The 20,867-nt window shown below is 33.3% G+C and carries 38 protein-coding genes and 1 pseudogene; 32 read left to right on the forward strand and 7 right to left on the reverse strand.

The features are described 5' to 3' along the window. The first annotated feature begins 111 nt into the window (after nucleotides 1-111). The 5 genes from sdhA (at nucleotide 112) to AC1RRU_RS00080 (ending at nucleotide 4,809) form a co-directional block, all read left to right on the forward strand. Nucleotides 112-1,878, forward strand: a complete 1,767-nt coding sequence (gene sdhA, locus AC1RRU_RS00060; protein ID WP_011276090.1) for a succinate dehydrogenase flavoprotein subunit — start codon at nucleotides 112-114, stop codon at nucleotides 1,876-1,878. Further along, complete coding sequence (gene sdhB, locus AC1RRU_RS00065; RefSeq protein ID WP_016930705.1) at nucleotides 1,878-2,726, forward strand: succinate dehydrogenase iron-sulfur subunit; 849 nt, start codon at nucleotides 1,878-1,880, stop codon at nucleotides 2,724-2,726. The genes sdhA and sdhB overlap by 1 nt, the downstream gene beginning before the upstream one ends. 175 nt (nucleotides 2,727-2,901) lie before the next feature. Continuing rightward, entirely contained in the window at nucleotides 2,902-3,702 is an 801-nt protein-coding gene (gene racE, locus AC1RRU_RS00070; RefSeq protein ID WP_016930704.1) for a glutamate racemase, read from the forward strand. A gap of 16 nt (nucleotides 3,703-3,718) precedes the next feature. Beyond that, nucleotides 3,719-4,300, forward strand: coding sequence for an XTP/dITP diphosphatase (locus tag AC1RRU_RS00075; RefSeq protein WP_011276087.1), 582 nt, complete (start codon nucleotides 3,719-3,721; stop codon nucleotides 4,298-4,300). Continuing rightward, on the forward strand, nucleotides 4,300-4,809 hold the full coding sequence (locus AC1RRU_RS00080; RefSeq protein WP_011276086.1) for a YfcE family phosphodiesterase: 510 nt from the start codon (nucleotides 4,300-4,302) through the stop codon (nucleotides 4,807-4,809). The genes AC1RRU_RS00075 and AC1RRU_RS00080 overlap by 1 nt, the downstream gene beginning before the upstream one ends. Before the next feature lie 496 nt (nucleotides 4,810-5,305). Here AC1RRU_RS00080 and AC1RRU_RS00085 read toward each other — a convergent pair whose 3' ends face one another. From AC1RRU_RS00085 to AC1RRU_RS00110, 6 genes are all read right to left on the reverse strand, one after another. Then, complete coding sequence (locus AC1RRU_RS00085; RefSeq protein WP_493196389.1) at nucleotides 5,306-6,331, reverse strand: tyrosine-type recombinase/integrase; 1,026 nt, start codon at nucleotides 6,329-6,331, stop codon at nucleotides 5,306-5,308. A gap of 44 nt (nucleotides 6,332-6,375) precedes the next feature. Continuing rightward, entirely contained in the window at nucleotides 6,376-7,176 is an 801-nt protein-coding gene (locus tag AC1RRU_RS00090; RefSeq protein WP_493196390.1) for a DUF1828 domain-containing protein, read from the reverse strand. A gap of 12 nt (nucleotides 7,177-7,188) precedes the next feature. Continuing rightward, nucleotides 7,189-7,674, reverse strand: coding sequence for a DUF6978 family protein (locus AC1RRU_RS00095; RefSeq protein WP_493196391.1), 486 nt, complete (start codon nucleotides 7,672-7,674; stop codon nucleotides 7,189-7,191). Between the two features lie 56 nt (nucleotides 7,675-7,730). After that, entirely contained in the window at nucleotides 7,731-8,240 is a 510-nt protein-coding gene (locus tag AC1RRU_RS00100; RefSeq protein WP_493196392.1) for a hypothetical protein, read from the reverse strand. Between the two features lie 82 nt (nucleotides 8,241-8,322). Continuing rightward, nucleotides 8,323-8,994 (reverse strand): ImmA/IrrE family metallo-endopeptidase, encoded by a 672-nt coding sequence (locus AC1RRU_RS00105; RefSeq protein ID WP_493196393.1) that lies wholly within the window; start codon nucleotides 8,992-8,994, stop codon nucleotides 8,323-8,325. Between the two features lie 13 nt (nucleotides 8,995-9,007). Further along, nucleotides 9,008-9,346 (reverse strand): helix-turn-helix domain-containing protein, encoded by a 339-nt coding sequence (locus AC1RRU_RS00110; RefSeq protein ID WP_011276082.1) that lies wholly within the window; start codon nucleotides 9,344-9,346, stop codon nucleotides 9,008-9,010. Between the two features lie 279 nt (nucleotides 9,347-9,625). Between AC1RRU_RS00110 and AC1RRU_RS00115 the strand changes: the two genes are divergently transcribed. From AC1RRU_RS00115 to AC1RRU_RS00125, 3 genes and pseudogenes are all read left to right on the forward strand, one after another. Beyond that, the gene (locus AC1RRU_RS00115; protein WP_009382133.1) at nucleotides 9,626-9,820 is read left to right on the forward strand and encodes a helix-turn-helix domain-containing protein; all 195 of its coding nucleotides are present in this window, start codon (nucleotides 9,626-9,628) and stop codon (nucleotides 9,818-9,820) included. Further along, entirely contained in the window at nucleotides 9,820-10,611 is a 792-nt protein-coding gene (locus tag AC1RRU_RS00120; RefSeq protein WP_219589911.1) for an antA/AntB antirepressor family protein, read from the forward strand. The genes AC1RRU_RS00115 and AC1RRU_RS00120 overlap by 1 nt, the downstream gene beginning before the upstream one ends. 37 nt (nucleotides 10,612-10,648) lie before the next feature. Beyond that, nucleotides 10,649-10,732 (forward strand): annotated as a pseudogene (locus AC1RRU_RS00125) (hypothetical protein); the annotation flags it as partial. A gap of 67 nt (nucleotides 10,733-10,799) precedes the next feature. Here the strand turns inward: AC1RRU_RS00125 and AC1RRU_RS00130 are convergent. Next, complete coding sequence (locus tag AC1RRU_RS00130) at nucleotides 10,800-11,030, reverse strand: hypothetical protein (protein ID WP_053019895.1); 231 nt, start codon at nucleotides 11,028-11,030, stop codon at nucleotides 10,800-10,802. 55 nt (nucleotides 11,031-11,085) lie between these two features. On the opposite strand from AC1RRU_RS00130, the gene AC1RRU_RS00135 reads away from it, so the two are divergent. From AC1RRU_RS00135 to dut, 24 genes are all read left to right on the forward strand, one after another. Next, entirely contained in the window at nucleotides 11,086-11,403 is a 318-nt protein-coding gene (locus tag AC1RRU_RS00135) for a DUF771 domain-containing protein (RefSeq protein WP_493196394.1), read from the forward strand. A gap of 2 nt (nucleotides 11,404-11,405) precedes the next feature. Continuing rightward, complete coding sequence (locus tag AC1RRU_RS00140; RefSeq protein ID WP_493196395.1) at nucleotides 11,406-11,579, forward strand: DUF1270 family protein; 174 nt, start codon at nucleotides 11,406-11,408, stop codon at nucleotides 11,577-11,579. A 4-nt stretch (nucleotides 11,580-11,583) separates the two neighbouring features. After that, a complete protein-coding gene (locus tag AC1RRU_RS00145; protein WP_493196396.1) occupies nucleotides 11,584-11,802 on the forward strand; it encodes a helix-turn-helix domain-containing protein in 219 nt (72 codons plus the stop codon). A gap of 65 nt (nucleotides 11,803-11,867) precedes the next feature. Next, nucleotides 11,868-12,122, forward strand: a complete 255-nt coding sequence (locus AC1RRU_RS00150) for a hypothetical protein (RefSeq protein ID WP_493196397.1) — start codon at nucleotides 11,868-11,870, stop codon at nucleotides 12,120-12,122. Continuing rightward, a complete protein-coding gene (locus tag AC1RRU_RS00155; protein WP_493196398.1) occupies nucleotides 12,115-12,651 on the forward strand; it encodes a host-nuclease inhibitor Gam family protein in 537 nt (178 codons plus the stop codon). Before AC1RRU_RS00150 ends, AC1RRU_RS00155 begins: the two co-directional genes overlap by 8 nt. Beyond that, nucleotides 12,652-13,431 (forward strand): ATP-binding protein, encoded by a 780-nt coding sequence (locus AC1RRU_RS00160; RefSeq protein WP_493196399.1) that lies wholly within the window; start codon nucleotides 12,652-12,654, stop codon nucleotides 13,429-13,431. It abuts the gene before it with no gap. Nucleotides 13,432-13,459: 28 nt separating this feature from the next. Beyond that, nucleotides 13,460-13,987 carry a hypothetical protein gene (locus AC1RRU_RS00165; protein ID WP_037570340.1) on the forward strand — a complete coding sequence of 176 codons (528 nt, stop codon included), beginning with the start codon at nucleotides 13,460-13,462 and terminating at the stop codon, nucleotides 13,985-13,987. Between the two features lie 14 nt (nucleotides 13,988-14,001). Next, nucleotides 14,002-14,667, forward strand: a complete 666-nt coding sequence (locus AC1RRU_RS00170) for a putative HNHc nuclease (RefSeq protein ID WP_493196400.1) — start codon at nucleotides 14,002-14,004, stop codon at nucleotides 14,665-14,667. Then, the gene (locus AC1RRU_RS00175) at nucleotides 14,668-14,907 is read left to right on the forward strand and encodes a helix-turn-helix domain-containing protein (protein WP_493196401.1); all 240 of its coding nucleotides are present in this window, start codon (nucleotides 14,668-14,670) and stop codon (nucleotides 14,905-14,907) included. It abuts the gene before it with no gap. Continuing rightward, nucleotides 14,904-15,617 carry a helix-turn-helix domain-containing protein gene (locus AC1RRU_RS00180; RefSeq protein WP_493196402.1) on the forward strand — a complete coding sequence of 238 codons (714 nt, stop codon included), beginning with the start codon at nucleotides 14,904-14,906 and terminating at the stop codon, nucleotides 15,615-15,617. The genes AC1RRU_RS00175 and AC1RRU_RS00180 overlap by 4 nt, the downstream gene beginning before the upstream one ends. 12 nt (nucleotides 15,618-15,629) lie before the next feature. Next, a complete protein-coding gene (locus AC1RRU_RS00185; protein WP_066032071.1) occupies nucleotides 15,630-16,400 on the forward strand; it encodes an ATP-binding protein in 771 nt (256 codons plus the stop codon). After that, nucleotides 16,394-16,555, forward strand: a complete 162-nt coding sequence (locus AC1RRU_RS00190) for a hypothetical protein (protein ID WP_011276633.1) — start codon at nucleotides 16,394-16,396, stop codon at nucleotides 16,553-16,555. The genes AC1RRU_RS00185 and AC1RRU_RS00190 overlap by 7 nt, the downstream gene beginning before the upstream one ends. Then, on the forward strand, nucleotides 16,555-16,779 hold the full coding sequence (locus AC1RRU_RS00195) for a DUF3269 family protein (RefSeq protein ID WP_011276632.1): 225 nt from the start codon (nucleotides 16,555-16,557) through the stop codon (nucleotides 16,777-16,779). Before AC1RRU_RS00190 ends, AC1RRU_RS00195 begins: the two co-directional genes overlap by 1 nt. Nucleotides 16,780-16,789: 10 nt before the next feature. Next, entirely contained in the window at nucleotides 16,790-17,194 is a 405-nt protein-coding gene (locus AC1RRU_RS00200; protein ID WP_493196403.1) for a RusA family crossover junction endodeoxyribonuclease, read from the forward strand. Further along, entirely contained in the window at nucleotides 17,194-17,388 is a 195-nt protein-coding gene (locus AC1RRU_RS00205; RefSeq protein ID WP_011276630.1) for a hypothetical protein, read from the forward strand. Before AC1RRU_RS00200 ends, AC1RRU_RS00205 begins: the two co-directional genes overlap by 1 nt. A gap of 4 nt (nucleotides 17,389-17,392) precedes the next feature. After that, on the forward strand, nucleotides 17,393-17,953 hold the full coding sequence (locus AC1RRU_RS00210) for an SA1788 family PVL leukocidin-associated protein (protein WP_161593948.1): 561 nt from the start codon (nucleotides 17,393-17,395) through the stop codon (nucleotides 17,951-17,953). Between the two features lie 4 nt (nucleotides 17,954-17,957). After that, a complete protein-coding gene (locus AC1RRU_RS00215; protein WP_231039643.1) occupies nucleotides 17,958-18,425 on the forward strand; it encodes a DUF3310 domain-containing protein in 468 nt (155 codons plus the stop codon). Beyond that, nucleotides 18,422-18,886 (forward strand): nucleoside 2-deoxyribosyltransferase, encoded by a 465-nt coding sequence (locus AC1RRU_RS00220; RefSeq protein ID WP_493196404.1) that lies wholly within the window; start codon nucleotides 18,422-18,424, stop codon nucleotides 18,884-18,886. The genes AC1RRU_RS00215 and AC1RRU_RS00220 overlap by 4 nt, the downstream gene beginning before the upstream one ends. Then, nucleotides 18,883-19,080 carry a hypothetical protein gene (locus AC1RRU_RS00225; RefSeq protein ID WP_240557245.1) on the forward strand — a complete coding sequence of 66 codons (198 nt, stop codon included), beginning with the start codon at nucleotides 18,883-18,885 and terminating at the stop codon, nucleotides 19,078-19,080. Before AC1RRU_RS00220 ends, AC1RRU_RS00225 begins: the two co-directional genes overlap by 4 nt. Next, nucleotides 19,067-19,246, forward strand: a complete 180-nt coding sequence (locus AC1RRU_RS00230) for a hypothetical protein (protein ID WP_207676068.1) — start codon at nucleotides 19,067-19,069, stop codon at nucleotides 19,244-19,246. Before AC1RRU_RS00225 ends, AC1RRU_RS00230 begins: the two co-directional genes overlap by 14 nt. Before the next feature lie 7 nt (nucleotides 19,247-19,253). Beyond that, nucleotides 19,254-19,607, forward strand: coding sequence for a thermonuclease family protein (locus AC1RRU_RS00235; RefSeq protein ID WP_186297994.1), 354 nt, complete (start codon nucleotides 19,254-19,256; stop codon nucleotides 19,605-19,607). Nucleotides 19,608-19,610: 3 nt separating this feature from the next. Continuing rightward, a complete protein-coding gene (locus AC1RRU_RS00240) occupies nucleotides 19,611-20,093 on the forward strand; it encodes a hypothetical protein (RefSeq protein WP_493196405.1) in 483 nt (160 codons plus the stop codon). Further along, nucleotides 20,094-20,414, forward strand: a complete 321-nt coding sequence (locus tag AC1RRU_RS00245) for a hypothetical protein (protein WP_493196406.1) — start codon at nucleotides 20,094-20,096, stop codon at nucleotides 20,412-20,414. It abuts the gene before it with no gap. Next, a complete protein-coding gene (gene dut, locus AC1RRU_RS00250; RefSeq protein ID WP_493196407.1) occupies nucleotides 20,415-20,837 on the forward strand; it encodes a dUTP diphosphatase in 423 nt (140 codons plus the stop codon). Nucleotides 20,838-20,867: the final 30 nt, after the last annotated feature.

Below are 20,867 nucleotides of genomic sequence, written 5' to 3' on the forward strand. Positions count from 1 at the left end.
ATCATATATAGTACGTTGAATTTTAGATAAGTATTTTATATCAAGTACTTATCAAATAAGCTTAAGCAATTACGTTAAGTTATCGATATATTTTAGGGGAGTGACTTTTCTATGGCAGAGAAAAAAATTATTGTTGTCGGTGGAGGACTTGCCGGTCTGATGTCAACAATTAAAGCTGCAGAACAAGGTGCACATGTAGATTTATTCTCAATTGTACCTGTTAAACGTTCGCACTCTGTTTGTGCCCAAGGTGGTATTAACGGTGCGGTAAATACCAAAGGTGAAGGGGATTCTCCTTGGATTCACTTTGATGATACTGTTTATGGTGGGGACTTCTTAGCAAACCAACCACCTGTTAAAGCTATGGCTGAAGCTGCTCCATCAATCATTCATTTATTGGACCGTATGGGCGTTATGTTTAGTAGAACTAAAGAAGGTCTATTAGACTTTAGACGTTTCGGTGGTACGCTTTATCACAGAACTGCTTTTGCAGGTGCAACTACTGGACAACAATTATTGTACGCGCTTGATGAGCAAGTACGTTCATTTGAAGTAGATGGATTAGTAACTAAATATGAAGGTTGGGAATTCTTAGGAATTGTCAAAGATGAGGACAATGCTGCAAGAGGAATTGTAGCTCAAAATATGACAACTTCTGAAATTAAATCATTTGGTTCAGATGCCGTTATTATGGCAACAGGTGGACCTGGTATCATCTTCGGTAAAACAACAAACTCAATGATTAATACAGGTTCAGCGGCATCAATTGTATATCAACAAGGTGCTAAATATGCAAATGGTGAATTTATTCAAATTCACCCAACAGCTATTCCTGGTGATGATAAATTACGCTTAATGAGTGAATCAGCACGTGGTGAAGGTGGCCGTATTTGGACATACAAAGATGGTAAACCTTGGTACTTCTTAGAAGAGAAATATCCTGATTATGGTAACTTAGTACCTCGTGATATTGCAACGCGCGAAATTTTTGATGTATGTATCAATCAGAAATTAGGTATAAATGGGGAAAACATGGTTTACCTTGATTTATCTCATAAAGATCCACATGAATTAGATGTTAAACTTGGTGGTATTATTGAAATTTATGAGAAATTTACGGGTGATGACCCACGTAAAGTACCAATGAAAATCTTCCCGGCCGTTCACTATTCAATGGGTGGCTTATACGTAGACTATGATCAAATGACTAATATTAAAGGATTATTTGCTGCTGGGGAATGTGATTTCTCTCAACATGGTGGTAACCGCTTAGGTGCCAACTCATTATTATCTGCAATCTACGGTGGTACTGTAGCTGGTCCTAATGCAATAAAATATGTTGAGAATGTAGAAACAACATATACTGAATTAGATGACAGCATTTATCAAAAACGTGTCGATGAAGAGCAAGAACGCTTTGATAAATTATTAAATATGCGTGGAACTGAAAATGCATATAAACTTCACCGTGAACTTGGTGAAATTATGACAGCGAACGTAACAGTTGTTCGTGAAAACGATAAATTATTAGAAACTGATAAAAAAATCGTCGAATTAATGAAACGTTATGAAAATATTGATATGGAAGATACACAAACTTGGAGTAACCAAGCTGTATTCTTCACTCGTCAATTGTGGAACATGTTAGTTTTAGCACGTGTAATTACAATTGGGGCTTACAATCGTAACGAATCTCGTGGCGCACATTACAAACCAGAATTCCCTGACCGTAATGATGATGAATGGTTAAAAACAACATTAGCTGAATATCAAGGTAGAGAAGAAGCGCCTAAATTTACTTATGAACCAGTTGATGTAAGTTTAATTCCACCACGTAAACGTGACTATACAAGTAAGTCTAAAGGAGGTAAAAAATAATGGCTGACAATCAATCAGTAAAAGACACTCCCGAAGAACTTCGCCAAAATGATAGCAATACAAATGAAAAAGAGCAAAAAGAGCCAAAACAAAAATCAATTAAGTTGATTATCAAACGACAAGATAATCAAGATTCTAAACCGTATGAAGAAACGTTTGAAATTCCTTATAAAGAAAATATGAACGTAATCGCATGTTTAATGGAAATCAGACGTAATCCAGTAAATAACAAAGGTGAAAAAACAACACCTGTTACATGGGATATGAACTGTTTAGAAGAAGTTTGTGGTGCTTGTTCAATGGTTATCAATGGACGTGCTAGACAATCATGCTCAGCAATTGTTGATCAATTAGAACAACCTATTCGTCTTGAACCAATGAGTACATTCCCTGTTATTCGTGATTTACAAGTGGATCGTACTAGAATGTTTGATAACTTAAAACGTATGAAAGCTTGGATTCCGATTGATGGTACGTATGATTTAGGACCAGGACCACGTATGCCTGAGAAAAAACGTCAAACAGCTTATGAGTTATCTAAATGTATGACGTGTGGTGTTTGTCTAGAAGTTTGTCCTAATGTTACGCAAAATAATAAATTCGTTGGTGCTCAGGCAATTTCTCAAGTTCGTTTATTCGACTTACATCCAACTGGTGCAATGACTAAAGACGAACGATTAGACGCTTTAATGAGTGCTGGCGGTTTGCAAGAATGTGGTAATTCTCAAAACTGTGTAAATGCTTGTCCGAAAGGTATTCCTTTGACAACTTCTATCGCAGCTATGAACAGAGAAACAACATTCCATATGTTTAAATCATTCTTCGGTTCAGACCACAAAGTAGATTAATATACATTTAATTATAATTTGAAAAGTAGTTAATGATTCTTAATTGAATTGATTAACTACTTTTTTCTTTATAAAGCATTTTAAGTTATGTATATGAATGCTTAATCGGATTAGTCAAACTCTTAGCATGTATATGATAAAATAAATGTATTATGTGTTATAAGGATGAATGAAGATGAATAAACCAATTGGTGTTATAGATTCAGGTGTTGGTGGGTTGACAGTTGCTAAAGAAATCATGCGTCAATTACCCAACGAAACAATTTACTATCTAGGGGATATTGCAAGATGTCCTTATGGTCCAAGACCTGGTGATGAAGTTAAACAATTTACTACTCAACTTGCTAATAAATTAATGCAATTTGATATTAAAATGCTTGTAATAGCTTGTAATACAGCTACCGCTGTAGCATTAGAACATTTGCAACAAACGTTGCCTATTCCAGTTATTGGAGTTATTGAGCCAGGGTCAAGAACAGCTATTATGACTACTAAAAATCAAAATGTTTTAATTTTAGGGACTGAAGGAACTATTAAATCTGAGGCGTATAGACATCATATTAAGCACATTAATCCAAACGTCCATGTTTATGGTGTAGCTTGCCCAGGGTTTGTTCCACTAGTTGAACAAATGCGCTACGATGATCCTACAATTACAAGTATTGTCATTCATCAAACGTTAAAGCAGTGGAGAAATACTGATGCAGATACGATAATTTTAGGTTGCACACACTATCCATTGTTATATAAGCCTATAAATGATTATTTTGGAGGAGAGAAAAAGGTTATTTCCTCTGGATTAGAAACAGCACGTGAAGTTAGTGCTTTATTAACTTTTAGTAATGAACATGCGAGCTATACACAACATCCAGAGCATAGATTCTTTGCTACTGGAGATACAGTACATATTAAAAATATCATTTTACAATGGTTAAAATTAGATGTTGAAGTTGAACGCATCAGTGTAGATGAATAATCAAGGAGGAATATGAATGGCAGACATCGTAATTGCTACAAATAATAAAGGTAAAATTAATGATTTTAAATCAATTTTTCCCAATGACAATGTGATAGGTATATCAGAACTAATAAAAGACTTTGATGTAGAGGAAACGGGAACAACTTTTGAAGAGAATGCACGATTAAAGTCTGAAGAAGCTGCAAAAGTATTGAATAAACGTGTGATAGCAGATGATAGTGGATTAGAGGTATTTGCTCTAAATGGCGAACCTGGCGTTTATTCAGCTAGATATGCAGGATTAGATAAGAGTGATGATGCTAATATTGATAAATTATTAAAAAATTTAGATGGTATCGAAAATCGAGATGCACGATTTGTTTGCGTCATTAGTATGAGTGCACCTAATGAAACTACTCAAACTTTCAAAGGTACTGTTTCTGGAGTGATTACTACTGAAAGACAGGGTGAACATGGTTTTGGTTATGATCCTATTTTCTATGTGCCTGAAAAAGGTAAAACTATGGCTCAACTTACTACAACAGAAAAGAGTGAAATCAGTCATAGAGGTAATGCAATTAAGAAATTGAATGCTTATTTGGAGAGTGAGAAGTAATGACAAAGTGGCTTATCGTCAGTGACAATCATACAGAATCTGGTATTTTATATCACTTATATGAAGTGCATAAGGATGCTGATGTTTTATTACATTTAGGGGATTCAGAATTTGAATATAATGATACTGAACTAAGCCTATATAGAAGAGTAAAAGGGAATTGTGACTTTTATCCTGAATTTCCTAATGAAGAAGAAGTGGAAATTAAAGGTATAAAGGCTATATATACTCACGGTCATTTGTATTCAGTTAATCAAACTCGTATGCATTTAGCACAAAAAGCTAAATCTCAGGGATGTCAATTTGCATTTTATGGTCATACTCATGTTGCAAAATATGAGTATTTAGATGGTGTACATGTCATAAATCCAGGCAGTATATCACAATCTCGCAGTAGTATTGAAGAAACGTTTGCCGAACTCGTTATTGATGAAGTAAATGGTAGTGCTATTCTAAATTATAGAAATCGAGATAATCATATTATAGAAACGATTGAATTTGAAGTTTGATCTATAGACACTTAAGCATTTAATTAACTCCTAAGTGTTTATTCCAATGAATACAATATTGGTTAATAGAATATTAATATTGAAGGAGTTTTTTAAATTGAGAAGTGAAAAACTAACGTCTTTAACGTTTTATTTAGCAATAGTCACTTTAGTCATTTCAATAATTAATTTAATACTTACATTAAAAACTAAATTATTTAGGTAAAAAAGTTGTTGATCACGTGTCAAATATGTGTCGAAAATTTTTAAACTAACAGTATAACAATATTATCTCAGAAACTCGTCATAACATGGCGGGTTTTTCTATTTTTGGTGCAGTTTAGCTTAGTTTCTATGGTATCTAATTACAAGACAAAATAAAAAGAACGCCGTCATAACAGCGTTCTCAACCTAAAAATATATGTAATTTTTAGTTAATAGCGTCCTGGGAGGGATACTATAAACCTTATAACGACGGTTTTCATGGGGTTTTGGGTCCCTAATGGGTCCCTAAAAATCACATTGCACTTATTATTTGCGTTGCTTTTTCATCTTCTTCTTTGTAAGTTTCTTCAAGTAAATGTGAATAAACTTCTGTGGTTACTGATATTTTTTTATGTCCTAATCTTTTTGAAATGTAATATATAGAAATACCTTTAGCTAATAAATATGAACAGTGAGTGTGACGTAGTGCATGCGAAGTAATCTCTTTGATACCTAGATTGTTGCAATATACTTTTAAACGTTTATTAACCGCATTGTTTGTTAATTCGCCAAAAATAGTACCGTCGATTGTTCTAGGTAACTGATCAATAGACTTAATGATATGGTTCATATCTTTTTGACTAATAGACACGTAACGTGGTGACGAATCTGTTTTATGCTCATCAATATATATTTCACTTTTAACCTGATTAATATATTCACGTTTTAGATTCAAAGCACCACTTATGCGACAACCAGTACAAATCATGATGAATAGTACGAGTGATGATGCGTTGTCTTTAGTCATCAAATGCTTTTTTAACACTTCATAATCTTTTAGGTTAATGTACTTACTATCTTCACTTTTATTTGGATTGCTAGCTCTATAACTCACTTTAAAAGTAGGGTTCTTTGCAATAAGCCCTTCGTATACCGCATCGTCTAATGATGTTCTTATATAGCCATTTAATTTTCTTATTGACTCCTTAGAATGATTTTTCGAAAACTCATTTATAAAATCTTGATAGTGGTATCTCGAAATATCCTTTAACTTTTTCTTACCAATAGGGTGGTTATTGATGTGTTCCATAGCAGAAGAATAAGACTTGTAAGTTTTAGGTGTTACCGTCGATTTTTTAAACGTTTCGCACCAGGTTTTGAAATAGTCGTATAACGTTAAATTAGGTTCGTATTCAATACCTTGCTTTAATTCATTTAACTTATCTAACCCAGCAGAATTCGCCTCACGTTTCGTTCTAAAACCTTTCTTTCTATATCTCTTACCCTCATATTTAAACTCATATTGCCATTTTTTACCGTCATAACATCGTGTTTTCATATAATCACCTCAAAAAAAGTAAAAAAATAATAAGGGTAGGCGGACTACCCTAAATTACTGGACGCTAATTTATCTACAACAATATCTTTATTATCGAAGGAAATAATATCAACTTTATATTGAGCTAACATTGTTTGAGCTTCTTTGCTGATATTATCTTTACTTTCAGTAATAATATTTAACTGAGCATTTGAATAATAATTTTTATTTCTATATTCTTCAACATCTTCCCAATCAAACATAAGATTTTTGGCATTACTTAAAGAAACATGTTTCAAAGTTTTGATGAATTTCGGATTTTGTCCTGGAAATACTCCATCAAAACTATGAATGAGTTTAGATTTACCTTCTACTTTTAAATCTGGGAAAAAGTTGGGATAAATATCTCGGTTTGTCAAAAAGTAGTGTATAACTTCTTCTTTAAATAAAGATTTAATCATTTCTCTTTTTACTATTGCTAAATTGCTTACGTTAGCTACAGTTTGCACATAATCATGTATGGATTGAGATAAGTCATATTTATCAGCATATTTATTTAAGTCAGAATCTTCTAAAACAATATCATTATAATCTAAAATATCTTTTAATAATTTATACTTTTTAGAACGTTTGTCTTCTAATAGATCCACACCAAATTGTTCAAGGTTCCATAATGTTTCACCATAATCAGAAATAATATAGTTAGATCCTTTTTTTCTAATATTGACGGAAATTGAATCGCCAAAATGATCAAGAATAGGAGTGTAAAATTCTATTGACTCGTTATCTAAAAGTTTGAATTTATTGGCATCTTTAAGATATTTAAAGTAATTCTCACTAATTGAGTTAACCTCATTTTTTATCATTTTAATCACCACCTAAAATAGTGAAGGTTCAATAGAAATTTTATCATCGTAGACGGTGTTTGTATATTCCAAAAGTGTAAATAGTTGATCCATAAAGTTTCTTGAATCTGGGAAATTTTTATATGGAAGTTTATGAGCTACCATATAAGAGCTATGATCGGCTTTAAGATTAAATTCGTGTTGGGAATAAATATTGATTCTATTTCCGTGTACTCGAGTATTATCTGAATTTTTATGAAAATTATCATTTAAATTCAATCTAATAAGACATAAATTATATCGTGTTTCTCTAAAATTTAAAATAGCTGAGCCTGGTCTAATGAAATAGTTAAGAATAAAATATTCATCACTATTGATTGAAGTTATTTTAATGTCACCTTTAGCGCGATCGGTTAATTTAATGTCGTATTCTTTCAAAACTTCTTTTGTTAGAGAAATCAACTTATTTACATCAGCGTCAGTTAAATTTAGAGTATTATTATTATTATTATTATTCAATTTTACAACCTCATTTATATATCTTTTTGAATAATGGAAGTAAAGGTGAAGAGATTTTACTTTTCAGCAATCCTTCTCAACAACTCGATAATTTCATCGTTTTGTTCTTGTATTTTGTTATTTTGTTTAATAATTTCGTCATTTTGTGCTATTTGTACATAAGTGTTTGTTTTCATATCTTTATAATGAACAAATTTAGCTTGTTCTTTTTGGCTAAGGTGAGTTCCAAGACCAATTAAATTGTAAATATCATCTAAAGTATTAGCTTTATTTTGGAAATAAAAAGCATTTGAAGTAGTTTCTGTGGGCTTCTTAATTCCTTGTTTTTCAATACTTTTTTCACGGTAAGCTTCATTTTTTTCTTGAACGCTAGTAAAATCGTTATCCATTCCGATTGCTTTATTTACTTCTTCGTTAAGCGTAGGATCATTATTCCTTTGTAAATTAGCCAATCTTATCTGTTCTTCAGCGCTTAGTAAGTCGATTGCTTTTTTACCTTCTTTAGATAAACCACTTTTTATGACACCAATAGCGTAATTGTTTTTAAATCCTATATTTTTGGCCATGTAAATTCCCCTTTAGTTAATATTTTTATATCCATATACTCTTAATGGTTCAAACTGAATAACGTATTTACCATATCGAGTATTAGTATCCGTATTCTGCTCTCATTATGTGGTTATACTCTTTTAGTTGTTCACCGAGCATTTCATCAAGAAATGACATATAAGTTTCCATGTGCCTATGCTCGAATATAGATATGTGATTTTCTAAACCACTGTCCATGTGTTCGTCAAAGATATCGAGTGCGACCTTTGCTGCTTGATAACTTATTTTGAATAAATCAGCAGCATCATCAACAGTTAATACATTACGATATTTGTATCTTACATTAAGAGGGAATAGGAGGCATGAGGCAAACGAGTTAGCTTCATATTCCTCTAAATGAGTACGTTGAGAATCTTGGAATATAGGTGTTTTCTCGTAGCTCATACCATCATGTTCCATAATATAATGTCCATATTCATGAGCTAATGTAAAACGTAATCTCCTATTATAAACATTTTCATTATAGATAATTGCAAACTTATGTCCTTTTTTATTATGAAAAGCCTCATCAGAACCCCCGTAAGTTTGTAGCTCATTTAAAGAATAACCTGTCATATTACAAAATTCTTTGAACGTAAATAATTCCACATTACTATCATTTTCTATTATTTCTTTAATAGGCAAAGGGAATTCATCTATGTAATTAGTTTCAATTAATGCATTGACAGCTTTTGCAGCTTTTAAAAATGAATTTTGATATACAAAATGCACAATAAAATCCCCTTTATTTGTCTTTAGTGTATTCGTCCCAATTGTCGAAGAAAGTTTCAAACATCTTTAATGCTTTTTCTCTATCTTCTTTTGTCATATTCTTAACTCCACGATGCATGATGCGAATTTCTTCATCTTCTTGTTCGCCAGAATATTCATCTTTTTCTCTACCTAATAAGTAGTCAACAGATACGTCGAAGTAGTCGGCGATAATAGTTAAACCACGAGAGCTTGGAGCAGATTTTTTCCAACGAGCAATTGATCCGTTAGATAAGTTGAGTTTTCTCTCTAATTCAGCTATCGACATGCCTTTCTTATCAGCTAAATGTTGAATTCTTTGAAAAGTATTCATTGTATAAATCTCCTGTTCTAAACCAAAAATTAGAAAAAAACCTAAAAATAGTTGACACATAGATTTAAATCTAATATACTTTGGTTACGCTATTGATTTAGCCAAAAACCAAAACTAATAACACAACGTTGGGGAACGGAAGTGTAAACATTTGAATAAATGTAGATATATGTCTTGGATAAAGGCTTATTTAACTATGCTTATATATTAGCTTAAAACTTAAATTAAATCAATAGATAGATTTAAAAAATAGAAAAAAACCTAAAGGAAGTGAAAATCATGGCAACAACAGAATTTGGCATGAAAGTAAGAATGGAATTACTTAAGCGTAACATCACGAACAAACAACTTGCAGACATGTTAGGTATCTCAAGTGCTTACTTATCAGATATCTTACGTGGACGTAGAGATGCATTTGAACAAAAGAAACGAATTGCGAAAATCTTAGAAATCAAAGAAGAGGTGAAAAGTTAATGAATGAAATTCAACAGCTATTCAATTTAAAACGTAACGAAGATGGAACAGTTGCAGTAAGTGGTCGTGAATTGCACAAAGGATTAGAAATCGGAACTCAATATGATAAATGGATGGAACGAATGATTGCATACGGTTTTGAAGAAAATATCGACTATATCATTCAAAGTGTAAAAGTACAAAGTCAAAAAAGACTACGTACTTATGAACAACTCGACCACATCATGACGCTCGATATGGCGAAAGAAATTTCAATGATACAACGTAGTGAAATTGGAAGAAAAATTAGAGGATACTTCATCAAAGTAGAAAGACAACATAATGAGTTAGCCAGTGCATATGGAATTACTTCATTAGATGATATGAACCAACTCATTGAACAGTTAGTAAGCGACAAACTGGATTACTTAATTTCAACAGGACAAGTGAGTAATCAAAAATTAGAAGAATTAAACAATAAATTCGAGGGAGAATACGTAACTCCACAAGATATAGACGCAATCAAATTTGCTATCAAGTCTAAAGCTGAACAAATTCTAGGTAAAGCTGGTATTCAAGTAACGATAGACGAATTCTTAATCGGAGATGTATATGAACAAGCATTAGCAAACAAGAAAGTTAAAGAAGAATACAGACATCAATTAGGAAAAGTTAAATCAAAATTACTAGTTAAGTCTAAAAAACATCTAGGAATGAAAGGTAACGCACCTAACAATCACATTAAACGTAAAGATGTAGACTTAGCAATTCAATTTATCAAAGACATTAGACCATCATCGATCGAAATATAACCCACAATCGAACAAACAACTTAAAGGAGGAATAACCATGAAATTTTTATATAAAACAACCCTCCTCATCACAATGGCAGTTGTGGCGTGGAAGGTCGTAAAGATTGAGAAAAACACAAGATTTAAACTTAGAAATTTTGTTTATCCAAAAATTGATAACACTCAAAGTAAAAAGTTAATGGATATTGCTAATCACGATCTAAAAGATATTTAACTGTATTCAGAATTTTCATATCTTGTTGAGCTTTTAAACTTTCGTATAAAGCAATTGAATAAATAATTTCATAAGATACGTTTTCTGAAGCATCTTCTTTCAATTTATTTATTCTATCTCTGAGAAAGTCACTGTCACCACCGAATTCTTTTTCGGCTTGATTACTAAGTTCACCAAAGAAATTTTGAAAATCATTAAAATCCATAGTTATCCACCTCCTTAGGTTGATAACCAAATTATACACGAAAGGAGTATCTAAGATGACGCAAACTTTAACTGTATCTGTACCAATACCCGACACACACGTACTTGTCGCTAAAGACGAATACGACGAGTTATTAAGTTATTCACTAGATCCAGTTTGGGACTTAAAAGAATTGAAACGCAAATTGAAAATGTCATCTGACGAAACTATTAAAGACAGATTACTATTCAATCCTAAGTTTGAGAAATTACTCAAAAAGCAAGGCATCGCACATTATCCAGATGAAAGTTTAAATCGTTGGAGATTTAACGCTAGAAAGATGAGTAATTTCATCGACGAACATTTTGAAGAAATTCACGGAAAGGGGAGATAAACATGAAATCACACGATAAAGCATTCTTAATCGCAGGCATGATGTTCAATGCAATATTTTTTCTAGCAATGATGTTAAACATTTTCATCACTAACGCAGTAGCAATAGCAATGGTTACAGCAGTAATCACATACTTGTTTTTCGAATATGAATTTTTTCAAGTAAAGGAGAATTAAGAAAATGAAAAATGAATTTAGAATTTTGTTAGCTATTAGAAAATTGAAAATAAAAGATGTATACAAAGGTACCGGAATATCACGAACAACTTTACAAGGACTTTATTATGAAACAACGCCACATCCAAGCGCAACGACTATTCTAAAGATTTGCGACTTTTTAGAAGTAACTCCAAATGACTTTTTTGGCATAAAAAAGACTGATACCCACACCAATGAGTAACAGTCGGAAACATTTAACAAAATATATGTATTTAAAATTTACAACTAAATAAGGAGGTCGTCAAGTTGAAACACAAATTATTAAAAATCGCTAATGACTTAAACACATTAAGTATTCACAGTAAAGAGAATGTTAAATGCAATTTCGGAACAAGCTCTTTTGAAGATGAAGTATATCTGTTCTTCTATCACTACTCAGATGAGTATGACGCAGAAGTTAAGAGTATTTTGTTTGCTGAATTTCATACATCAGAAAAACTTCGTGACAAATTCGAACTAGCTAAAAAAGTGATTAAAGGGGAGTGCTTGATTAATGAATAAATTACAAGAACAAGAAATCGAAACAATTGAACAAGATGAACGTTTTAAAGTAACAGATTTAGAAAGTGCTAATTGGGTGTTCAAAAAGCTAGATGCAATCAATTCTAAAGAAGAAGAAATAAATGATCTAGCTGATAAAGAAATTGAACGTATTAAATCATGGAAAGATAAAGAAACTGAAAAACTACAAAGCAGCAAAGAATATCTTGAAAGTTTAGTTGTAGAGTATTTCAAAATCGAAAAAGAAAAAGATAAGCGTTTCAAATTAAATACACCATATGGAAAAGTAACTTCACGAAAAGGCTCTAAAGTTATTCAAGTTAGTAATGAACAAGATGTTATTAATCAACTTGAACAAAGAGGTTTCAACGACTATGTAAAAGTAACTAAAAAATTAAGTCAGTCAGACATCAAAAAAGATTTCAACGTAGCGGAAGATGGAACGTTAATTGATGCTAACGGTGAGATTTTAGATGGTGCAAGTATTGTAGAGAAACCAACTTCTTACACGGTGAAGGTGGGAGATTAGATGAGCGAAGAAAAACAAGAAAAAGCAAGCATACTCAAAAAATTAAAGATAAATAATATTGCTGAGAAAAACAAAAGAAAATTCTATAAGTTTGCAGTTTATGGAAAAATCGGCTCAGGTAAAACAACGTTTGCTACAAGAGATAAAGACGCTTTCGTCATTGATATTAATGAAGGTGGAACAACAGTCACTGATGAAGGATCAGATGTAGAAATCGAGAACTATCAACACTTTGTTTATGTAGTGAATTACCTACCTCAAATCTTACAAGAGATGAGAGAAAACGGACAAGAAATTAATGTTGTAGTTATTGAAACTATTCAAAAATTAAGAGATATGACATTGAATGATGTGATGAAAAACAAGTCTAAAAAGCCCACATTCAATGATTGGGGAGAAGTTGCTGAACGAATTGTCAGCATGTACAGATTAATAGGAAGACTTCAAGAAGAATACCAATTCCATTTTGTCATTACAGGTCATGAAGGTATCAACAAAGATAAAGATGATGAGGGTAGCACTATCAACCCTACTATCACTATTGAAGCACAAGAACAAATTAAAAAAGCTATCACTTCTCAAAGTGATGTATTAGCTAGGGCAACGATTGAAGAATTCGATGATAACGGAGAAAAGAAAGCTAGATATATTTTGAACGCTGAGCCTTCTAATACATTCGAAACCAAGATTAGACATTCACCTTCAATCACAATTAACGATAAGAAATTTGTGAACCCAAGTATCAGTCAAGTAGTAGAAGTAATTAGAAACGGAAACTAAAAATTAATTAAAAGGACGGTAATCAATTATGAACTTCAATTTAAACTTACAAAACGCTCAAAAATTAGGTAACTATATGCAACCAGGTCAATACAGTGTGAAAGTAAAAAACTTCGAAAGTAAAAATTCTAAAAATGGTCACCCTCAATTTGTTATTACATTCACTCACAAAGAAGAAGGAGACTTCACTCATTACGCTAACGCTGATATGGAAAATGAGTTTGCTAGAAATTGGATCTACACATTCTTAGATGACTTAGGTGTTCAAAGTGATAACGGAATGTTCAATTTCACAGAAAGAGATGTTATTGGCAAACCTATCAATATTGAATTAGAACGTAAATACAATGACTACACAGATAAATGGAACACTTCATTAAAACGTGTTTGGAAATTTGATGGTACTCCAGTATTTGAAAAATATGAAATTAAAGATAATCAAAAGAATAACAATAATGAACAACAAACAAGTAAACCTAATTTAAACAGTCCAAATAATCCATTCGCAAATGCTAATGGTCCAATTGATATTAATGATGAAGACCTTCCGTTCTAATCGGAGTGATTTAAGTGCAGCAAATTATCAAGTATCAACAAAACAGCAAAGGTTTATATGATGTTGTTATTACAAACGTTGAGATACCTGAACAAGCTATTGATTTATTGAACTTAGGCAAACCTATTAATGTTGATTGTTCAGTGATAGATCCAAATTCTATCACTGGCAAACAACGTAGGTTGATATTCGCATTGTGTAACGATATAGAAGCATATACAGGCCAACCAAGAGAATACATGAGGGAAATGTTCCAAGATTATATAACGTTCCTAAATGTCTATGATAAACGCTTGTCATTAAGTAATTGTTCAAGAGGACAAGCTAGAGAATTAATCGAAGTCATTCTCGACTGGGTGTTTCATAACAATATCCCACTCAACTATAAAACAAGCGACTTACTTAAAAATGATAAAGCATTTCTATATTGGTCAACGGTCAATCGTAATTGTGTAATATGTGGCAAACACGGAGAACTAGCACACCATAAAGCGATAGGTAGAGGTGCTAACCGTAAAAAGATGCAGCATTACGATTACGAAGTTCTAGCTTTATGCAGAGAACATCATTCCGAACAGCACAACATAGGCGTTAAGTCTTTTGATGAGAAATACATCTTACAGGATAGCTGGATCAAAGTAGATGAACGACTAAATAGAATGCTGAAAGGAGAGAAATAAATGCAATCAATAATGATTAGACCAGAGGATAGAATGAAAATTGCTCAACGCATAAATGAAATAAGATTAGATGCTAATATGCTCCAATCTGAATTTGGTGAGCGTTTAGGTGTAGGTCGTGTGACTGTATGTCGCTGGGAAAATTGGGCGCAGTTACCACCAATGAAAATGATTAGAAAAATGGCAGAGGAATTCAACACTACGCCTGAATGGATATTGTACGGAAGTGATGAAGTATGAGCGAACAACCTAGTTACTATTCAATTATCACAGCAAACGTGAGATATGATAATCGGTTAACTGATAGTGAAAAGCTGTTGTTTGCAGAAATCACTTCATTAAGCAACAAGTATGGTTACTGCACAGCAACGAATAGTTACTTCGCAAGATTATACGAAGTTGTAAAAGAAACAATCTCTAGAAGAATATCAAACCTTACTAAGTACGGATATTTAAAGATAGAAACAGTCAAAGACGGAAAGCAAATCAAACAAAGAAAGATGTACCCATTGACGCAATCATCAATACCTATTGACGTAAAAATCAATACCCCTATTGATAATTCTGTCAATACCCCTATTGACGCAAATGTCAAAGAGAATAATACAAGTATTAATACTACAAGTATAAATAATATAAATAGAACAGATAATAGCGCAACTGACGTTACGCGTGAACGCTTCGAGGAATGGTGGAAACTTTACGATAAAAAGCTAGATAAGAAAAAGGCGTTCAGTTTATTCAAATCAGCGCTTAAAAAACATGAATTTGAAACTATCATGAACGGTACTAAAGAATATCTAAAAACTATTACCGATAAACAATATCAAAAATATCCTAAAACATTTTTATCTCAAGAAAGTTATTTAAATGACTTTAGCGAAGAACTACAACCTAGTGGCATGGATCAATTAAACAGAATGAAGTATGACGAAAGTTATTGGGACTAGGAGTGATAAGTAATGCAATCATTAGGAAGTTTAGCAAGAAATATCAAGCCTAATCAAAACATTGTAGAAGAAGAACATAATCTTAAATGTGAAAAGTGTGGCAATACCTATGACTATTACAAATTCAGTAATGGACAAGAGTTCAGACATGGTTGTGAATGTGAATTGATTGAAATAGGAAAAAAAGAAAGAGCGGAAAGAAAAGAGAAATATCTCAATCGTATCTTTAACCAATCTAATGTGAATGCGTCTTTAAGTGATGCAACAGTTAACAGTTACCAACCACAAAATGACCATCAAGTACATGCAAAGAGTACGGCTATTGAGTACGTTAAAGGTTTTTCGGTAGATGAACCCAAGTCATTAATATTGCAAGGCTCATATGGTACTGGAAAAAGCCACCTAGCGTATGCCATAGCAAAAGCAATTAAGCAACAAGGATATTCGGTAGCATTCATGCACATTCCAATGTTAATGGAGCGTATTAAAGCGACATACAACCGAAATGCTACTGAAACAACAGATGAACTCGTACAGCTATTAAGCAACATTGATTTGCTTGTACTTGATGATGTAGGTGTAGAAAATACTGAACACACATTAAACAAACTGTTTTCAATCGTAGATAACAGAGTAGGCAAGAACAATATCTTTACCACTAACTTTAGTGATAAAGAATTAAATCAAAATATGAACTGGCAACGGATCAATTCACGCATGAAACAAAATGCGAGAACGGTTCGAGTGCTGGGAGATGATTTCAGAGGACGTGACGCATGGTGACGGTAGATAACATTAAGCAAATACTTGAGTGTTCAGATATGTACGCTCAGAAATTAATTAGATGGGCAAATGGCAACGATAAAGCGCTTAGTAAGTTAATCAATCAGAAGTTGGAAGAAAAACGTGTAAGAGCAGCAGTTGTGGAGGTATCCTAATGGCAATTTTAGAAAAATATTATCTTTATAGACCTGATGGAACAGAAGAAATAAAGGTAGAAAAACGAAAGCCTAACGTGAATACCGTTAAAACACTCACAGGCGCTCATTTTAGCGAAGAAACAAAAGAGATGACAGATAGTAACCTAAAACATTTTAAAGCGACGTATGGGCTACTGTACGAAGAAGAACTAGGGTTACAATCAACGATATTTGATATCTAGGAGTGACAACGTGCAGATAGAAATTAACTTTAACGAAACGTATGAGGCACCTATTGGCTCGCCTCGTCCACGTTTCAGAAATACAGGTAGATTTGTTCAAACGTACATGCCAGCGTCTTATACAAAGCATAAGGACTTCATCAGAGAGCAGATGCCAAAAGCGTTACTCGATGGAAAATTGAAAGTGACATTATCGTTTTACTTCAAGGCACCAAAAAGCTGGAGTAATCGTAAAAAGTTATTAGCAATTGGACAGTACAAACGTACTAAACCAGATATAGATAATTTAATCAAAACTGTGTTAGATGCAGCAAACAATCATCTATGGAAAGATGACAACCAAATCGTTGAAATACACAGTTTTAAGCAATATGCAGAGGAACCGAAAATTATTTTAGAAGTGGAGGAAGTGTAATGCAAGAAGAAACACTAAAACTCACATTCGATTTAACCGTCGAAGTAGAACAACCTATCTGGATAAACAAGCACGCAGATAGAGAAAACTATATCGAACATTACGCTAATAGATATAAAAATGACCCTGACAATTTACTCGATAATATCAAAAACATTACTGACGTTAGCGTCAGTTACGCAGATTGGAAGTGACACCATGCCAAAAGCAAAAAGAATTATGTATAAAGGTCAAGAATACACATTATCGAAAGACGAAATTAATCAAATGCGTAAAGGTAAGGTAACAGCCGATGCATTTGATGAACGTATCGCAAAGGGGTGGAACATTAAAGACGCAGTTTATTTAAACCATAACTTTGTACCGTTTAAGAACGGTGTGTATCTAGCAGTACCAGTATTTAATGACACTTACTACATTAAAAGGTCAGATTTTGAAGATATGCGACAAAATCACAACCTAAGCACACAAAAAATATTCTCAAGAGTTAGAAAACAACCTATCGAAGAAGTTATACCGGAAGAGTACACAATTTACGAAAAGGAAAGCGATGATGATATGAATTACTTAGCGGAACAGAGAGAGCGTGAGGAACGTATAAAAGAACGTGAGTTAAATAGATTAAAAGAACGCAAGCCACATTTATTTAACGGTACACCACAAAAACATGTATTTGATAAATATTGCGTTCACTTATTCGATAACAATGTATTTGCCAAAGTCAAAACAGATCAATACGGCAACGTACAGAGGGGGTAGCGGAATGGAGAATGTAAGAATAATTGATTTGAAAGTAGATAATATTGTTCAGTTCCAAGCAACATTTAAAGGTGTTACTGCTATGCAAACGGCCATAGTCAATCGTGTGTATGCAAAAGAAATACTATTAAAAACAGTTTGGTATGCAGAGGTAGAGAATGCAGGTGGTTATAAATTCACACTTACAGATAATGATGATTTTATCAGAGTAAACGAGCCGTTCACACGTAAGGTGGATATGAAGGAAGGACAAGACAATAATATACCTGACCATTATAAAGGTAGTGAAAATATAGATGTTATCGACTTCTTGTATCAACAATTACCATTCGAACAGTTCAAAGGCTTTATGAAAGGTAATATGATTAAATATCCAGTTCGTGCAGGTCGAAAAGATGATGAGCTAGCAGATTTCAAAAAAGCTAGAGATTATGCAGATAGATTAATCGAAAAAATGGAGGCAAAACAATGATCTATTTAGGTGGCGATATGCTAAGTATAGGACAACAAATGCGTCGTGAGTGGGAGAAACAAGAGTTGCAACGATTAGGCTTTAAAGTCTACGCACCACACGATGATAAGGACATCAATGTTAAAGAAAACGCTAAGCAAGATAAACTAGCAGAACGTATTGTGTTTAATGACACATTGGGCATGGAAACAAGCGATGTAATGATATTCGACTACTTACCACATGCACAAGGGACAATTTGCGAAATGGGTTATGCACAGCACCTTAAAAAAGAAAGTGAGAATGATATTAAGATTTATGTTCAATGTACCGACATCAGACAGGGGACAGGACATATTTCAGACGAGCAGGACCGAGCAGAATTCAGTATCAATCAATATGTGTATGGCGTAATTATGGATGTCACTGACGGTAGAGGTATTCAAACGTTTGATGAGATATGTGAGGAGTTAGTCTCATGATACTTAGCGATACAATCAACCAACGCTATCGCTATGCTACACAAGGCAAGACACCTACACAGATACAACAGGAATTACGCAAGATAGGTGTCAACGGCTTTGTGGTTAAGGTAGCAGGAAGTAGAGTGACGATGAAAGTTAGTGAGTGTGACATAAAAAGAAATAGGGAGTGTGTAAGGAATGGCAACAGATAAACAGGTTGAATACGTTTATAGTTTGCAAGGACAAACGTCTCTTACTGATTATAGTCGTAAAGAAATAAAAGCTATGACACATAAAGAAGTAAGCACTTTAATAGACGAACTTAACGACGACATAGCATACAACGATGTAATGAGTACAGGGTTACCAAATCAATGAACAGGGAGTGTTTACGATAGACATCAACAATCTATACACCTACAAAGCAACATGCACCAATGTTGTGGATGGAGACACTTTAGATATACTACTTGATTATGGCTTTGATACCTACGCTAAACGTCGTGTACGTTTGCTAGGTGTCGATACGCCAGAAAGAGGACAAAAGAAGTTTAAAGAGGCAACAGCGTTCACTAGAGAATGTGTCGAAAATAAAGACATCTACGTTCAGACCTACAAGAGTGATGTGTTCGGTAGGTATCTTGCTAATGTATGGTACGAGGACGGGCAACGTAGTTTGAATGATGATCTAAGGGACGCAGGGCTATTGAAAGAGAATTCTAAATGGAACGAGGGATAGGAAATGAAAGCACCAATTGAGATACAATCAGAAATAAAAAAAAGAATTATAAAACCTGAATATAAATTTGAATATATGAGAAAGTTGGTCGGAGAAACATTGACGCATGTTTTTCATGTAAATTTAAGTGTTAATTCTTTTAGTAAATTACCGGCAATAATTTTTGTTACTAAGAGTAAGAAAGTATTTATACATTGCTTAAAAATTGATACTGATATGCAAGAAGAAGAAGATGTATCGGACATCGACGCTATTCAAAGATATCAGATTAATATGGCAAGATTTAGAAGTATGTTACTTGATGATGAAATACAATTTGAGGGTGCATTTGAAAAAGAGAAGTTACCGTTTGTTAATCAAGACGCGTTAAAAGAGTATTTCGATTATAAATTTAATAAACGCAAGGAAGAAGAAGAGAAGTATCGCAAAAAACAAGAGTACAAAAGATACTTAGAATTAAAGCAAAAATTTGAAGGTGACAATTAAATGAACTCAGAAGCTAAGTTTGTAGATAGTGTGATGGACGCTAGGTTGAAGAAAGCAAAAAGAGAACGCGACGCTTACAAGAAACAACGTGATGAACTCATCAATGATATGCGGAATGTGAAAAGGAAGGCAGAGGCGTGGATAGATTTAAAGAAAGAAATGATCGAAATGTATCCAGTGTTAGTAATTGATGTTGAAACGACTAGTGGTGAATGCGAAAAAGGCATGTTGTATCAATTAGGTAAGCATTTAAAACGCATGGATGAACTCGATGGGACGCATGAGTTCCAAAATTTATTAAGTGATTTGGAGGAACAATAAATGGGAATTTTACCAATTAAATTATTATCAGAAAATGCAATCTTGCCAACGAGAGCAAATCCAACAGATAGTGGATTAGATTTATATGTAGCAGAAGATACAACTATTCCAGCACATAGTACAGTCGTAGTACCAACGCACATTGCAATTGATTTAGCGTATGGATATGAGGCGCAAGTGAGACCACGTTCAGGTAATTCACTTAAAACTAAGTTACGTGTAGCACTTGGGACAATTGACCACACGTATAACAAAGAAATTGGAATTATCACAGACAATATCGGTGATGAGCCAATCGTAGTTAAAGCAGGCACACGTTTAGCACAGTTAGTCGTTACACCAGTGATGTTACCAGAGCCAACGGAGGTGCAAGAGTTTGATGAAGTATCGGAAAGAGGAGCATACGGAAGCACAGGGGAGTAAAGAAGATATTTATCAACGTGTAAAGGAAGT

Source organism: Staphylococcus sp. GW821-FHT11H10, from assembly GCF_058807855.1.

Coding starts and splice junctions, on each gene's coding strand:
- sdhA (WP_011276090.1), top strand. CDS start 112: ATGGCAGAGAAAAAAATTATTGTTGTCGGTGGAGGACTTGCCGGTCTG.
- sdhB (WP_016930705.1), top strand. CDS start 1,878: ATGGCTGACAATCAATCAGTAAAAGACACTCCCGAAGAACTTCGCCAA.
- racE (WP_016930704.1), top strand. CDS start 2,902: ATGAATAAACCAATTGGTGTTATAGATTCAGGTGTTGGTGGGTTGACA.
- AC1RRU_RS00075 (WP_011276087.1), top strand. CDS start 3,719: ATGGCAGACATCGTAATTGCTACAAATAATAAAGGTAAAATTAATGAT.
- AC1RRU_RS00080 (WP_011276086.1), top strand. CDS start 4,300: ATGACAAAGTGGCTTATCGTCAGTGACAATCATACAGAATCTGGTATT.
- AC1RRU_RS00085 (WP_493196389.1), bottom strand. CDS start 6,331: ATGAAAACACGATGTTATGACGGTAAAAAATGGCAATATGAGTTTAAA.
- AC1RRU_RS00090 (WP_493196390.1), bottom strand. CDS start 7,176: ATGATAAAAAATGAGGTTAACTCAATTAGTGAGAATTACTTTAAATAT.
- AC1RRU_RS00100 (WP_493196392.1), bottom strand. CDS start 8,240: ATGGCCAAAAATATAGGATTTAAAAACAATTACGCTATTGGTGTCATA.
- AC1RRU_RS00110 (WP_011276082.1), bottom strand. CDS start 9,346: ATGAATACTTTTCAAAGAATTCAACATTTAGCTGATAAGAAAGGCATG.
- AC1RRU_RS00115 (WP_009382133.1), top strand. CDS start 9,626: ATGGCAACAACAGAATTTGGCATGAAAGTAAGAATGGAATTACTTAAG.
- AC1RRU_RS00120 (WP_219589911.1), top strand. CDS start 9,820: ATGAATGAAATTCAACAGCTATTCAATTTAAAACGTAACGAAGATGGA.
- AC1RRU_RS00130 (WP_053019895.1), bottom strand. CDS start 11,030: ATGGATTTTAATGATTTTCAAAATTTCTTTGGTGAACTTAGTAATCAA.
- AC1RRU_RS00135 (WP_493196394.1), top strand. CDS start 11,086: ATGACGCAAACTTTAACTGTATCTGTACCAATACCCGACACACACGTA.
- AC1RRU_RS00140 (WP_493196395.1), top strand. CDS start 11,406: ATGAAATCACACGATAAAGCATTCTTAATCGCAGGCATGATGTTCAAT.
- AC1RRU_RS00145 (WP_493196396.1), top strand. CDS start 11,584: ATGAAAAATGAATTTAGAATTTTGTTAGCTATTAGAAAATTGAAAATA.
- AC1RRU_RS00155 (WP_493196398.1), top strand. CDS start 12,115: ATGAATAAATTACAAGAACAAGAAATCGAAACAATTGAACAAGATGAA.
- AC1RRU_RS00160 (WP_493196399.1), top strand. CDS start 12,652: ATGAGCGAAGAAAAACAAGAAAAAGCAAGCATACTCAAAAAATTAAAG.
- AC1RRU_RS00165 (WP_037570340.1), top strand. CDS start 13,460: ATGAACTTCAATTTAAACTTACAAAACGCTCAAAAATTAGGTAACTAT.
- AC1RRU_RS00175 (WP_493196401.1), top strand. CDS start 14,668: ATGCAATCAATAATGATTAGACCAGAGGATAGAATGAAAATTGCTCAA.
- AC1RRU_RS00180 (WP_493196402.1), top strand. CDS start 14,904: ATGAGCGAACAACCTAGTTACTATTCAATTATCACAGCAAACGTGAGA.
- AC1RRU_RS00185 (WP_066032071.1), top strand. CDS start 15,630: ATGCAATCATTAGGAAGTTTAGCAAGAAATATCAAGCCTAATCAAAAC.
- AC1RRU_RS00190 (WP_011276633.1), top strand. CDS start 16,394: ATGGTGACGGTAGATAACATTAAGCAAATACTTGAGTGTTCAGATATG.
- AC1RRU_RS00195 (WP_011276632.1), top strand. CDS start 16,555: ATGGCAATTTTAGAAAAATATTATCTTTATAGACCTGATGGAACAGAA.
- AC1RRU_RS00205 (WP_011276630.1), top strand. CDS start 17,194: ATGCAAGAAGAAACACTAAAACTCACATTCGATTTAACCGTCGAAGTA.
- AC1RRU_RS00210 (WP_161593948.1), top strand. CDS start 17,393: ATGCCAAAAGCAAAAAGAATTATGTATAAAGGTCAAGAATACACATTA.
- AC1RRU_RS00215 (WP_231039643.1), top strand. CDS start 17,958: ATGGAGAATGTAAGAATAATTGATTTGAAAGTAGATAATATTGTTCAG.
- AC1RRU_RS00220 (WP_493196404.1), top strand. CDS start 18,422: ATGATCTATTTAGGTGGCGATATGCTAAGTATAGGACAACAAATGCGT.
- AC1RRU_RS00225 (WP_240557245.1), top strand. CDS start 18,883: ATGATACTTAGCGATACAATCAACCAACGCTATCGCTATGCTACACAA.
- AC1RRU_RS00230 (WP_207676068.1), top strand. CDS start 19,067: ATGGCAACAGATAAACAGGTTGAATACGTTTATAGTTTGCAAGGACAA.
- AC1RRU_RS00240 (WP_493196405.1), top strand. CDS start 19,611: ATGAAAGCACCAATTGAGATACAATCAGAAATAAAAAAAAGAATTATA.
- AC1RRU_RS00245 (WP_493196406.1), top strand. CDS start 20,094: ATGAACTCAGAAGCTAAGTTTGTAGATAGTGTGATGGACGCTAGGTTG.
- dut (WP_493196407.1), top strand. CDS start 20,415: ATGGGAATTTTACCAATTAAATTATTATCAGAAAATGCAATCTTGCCA.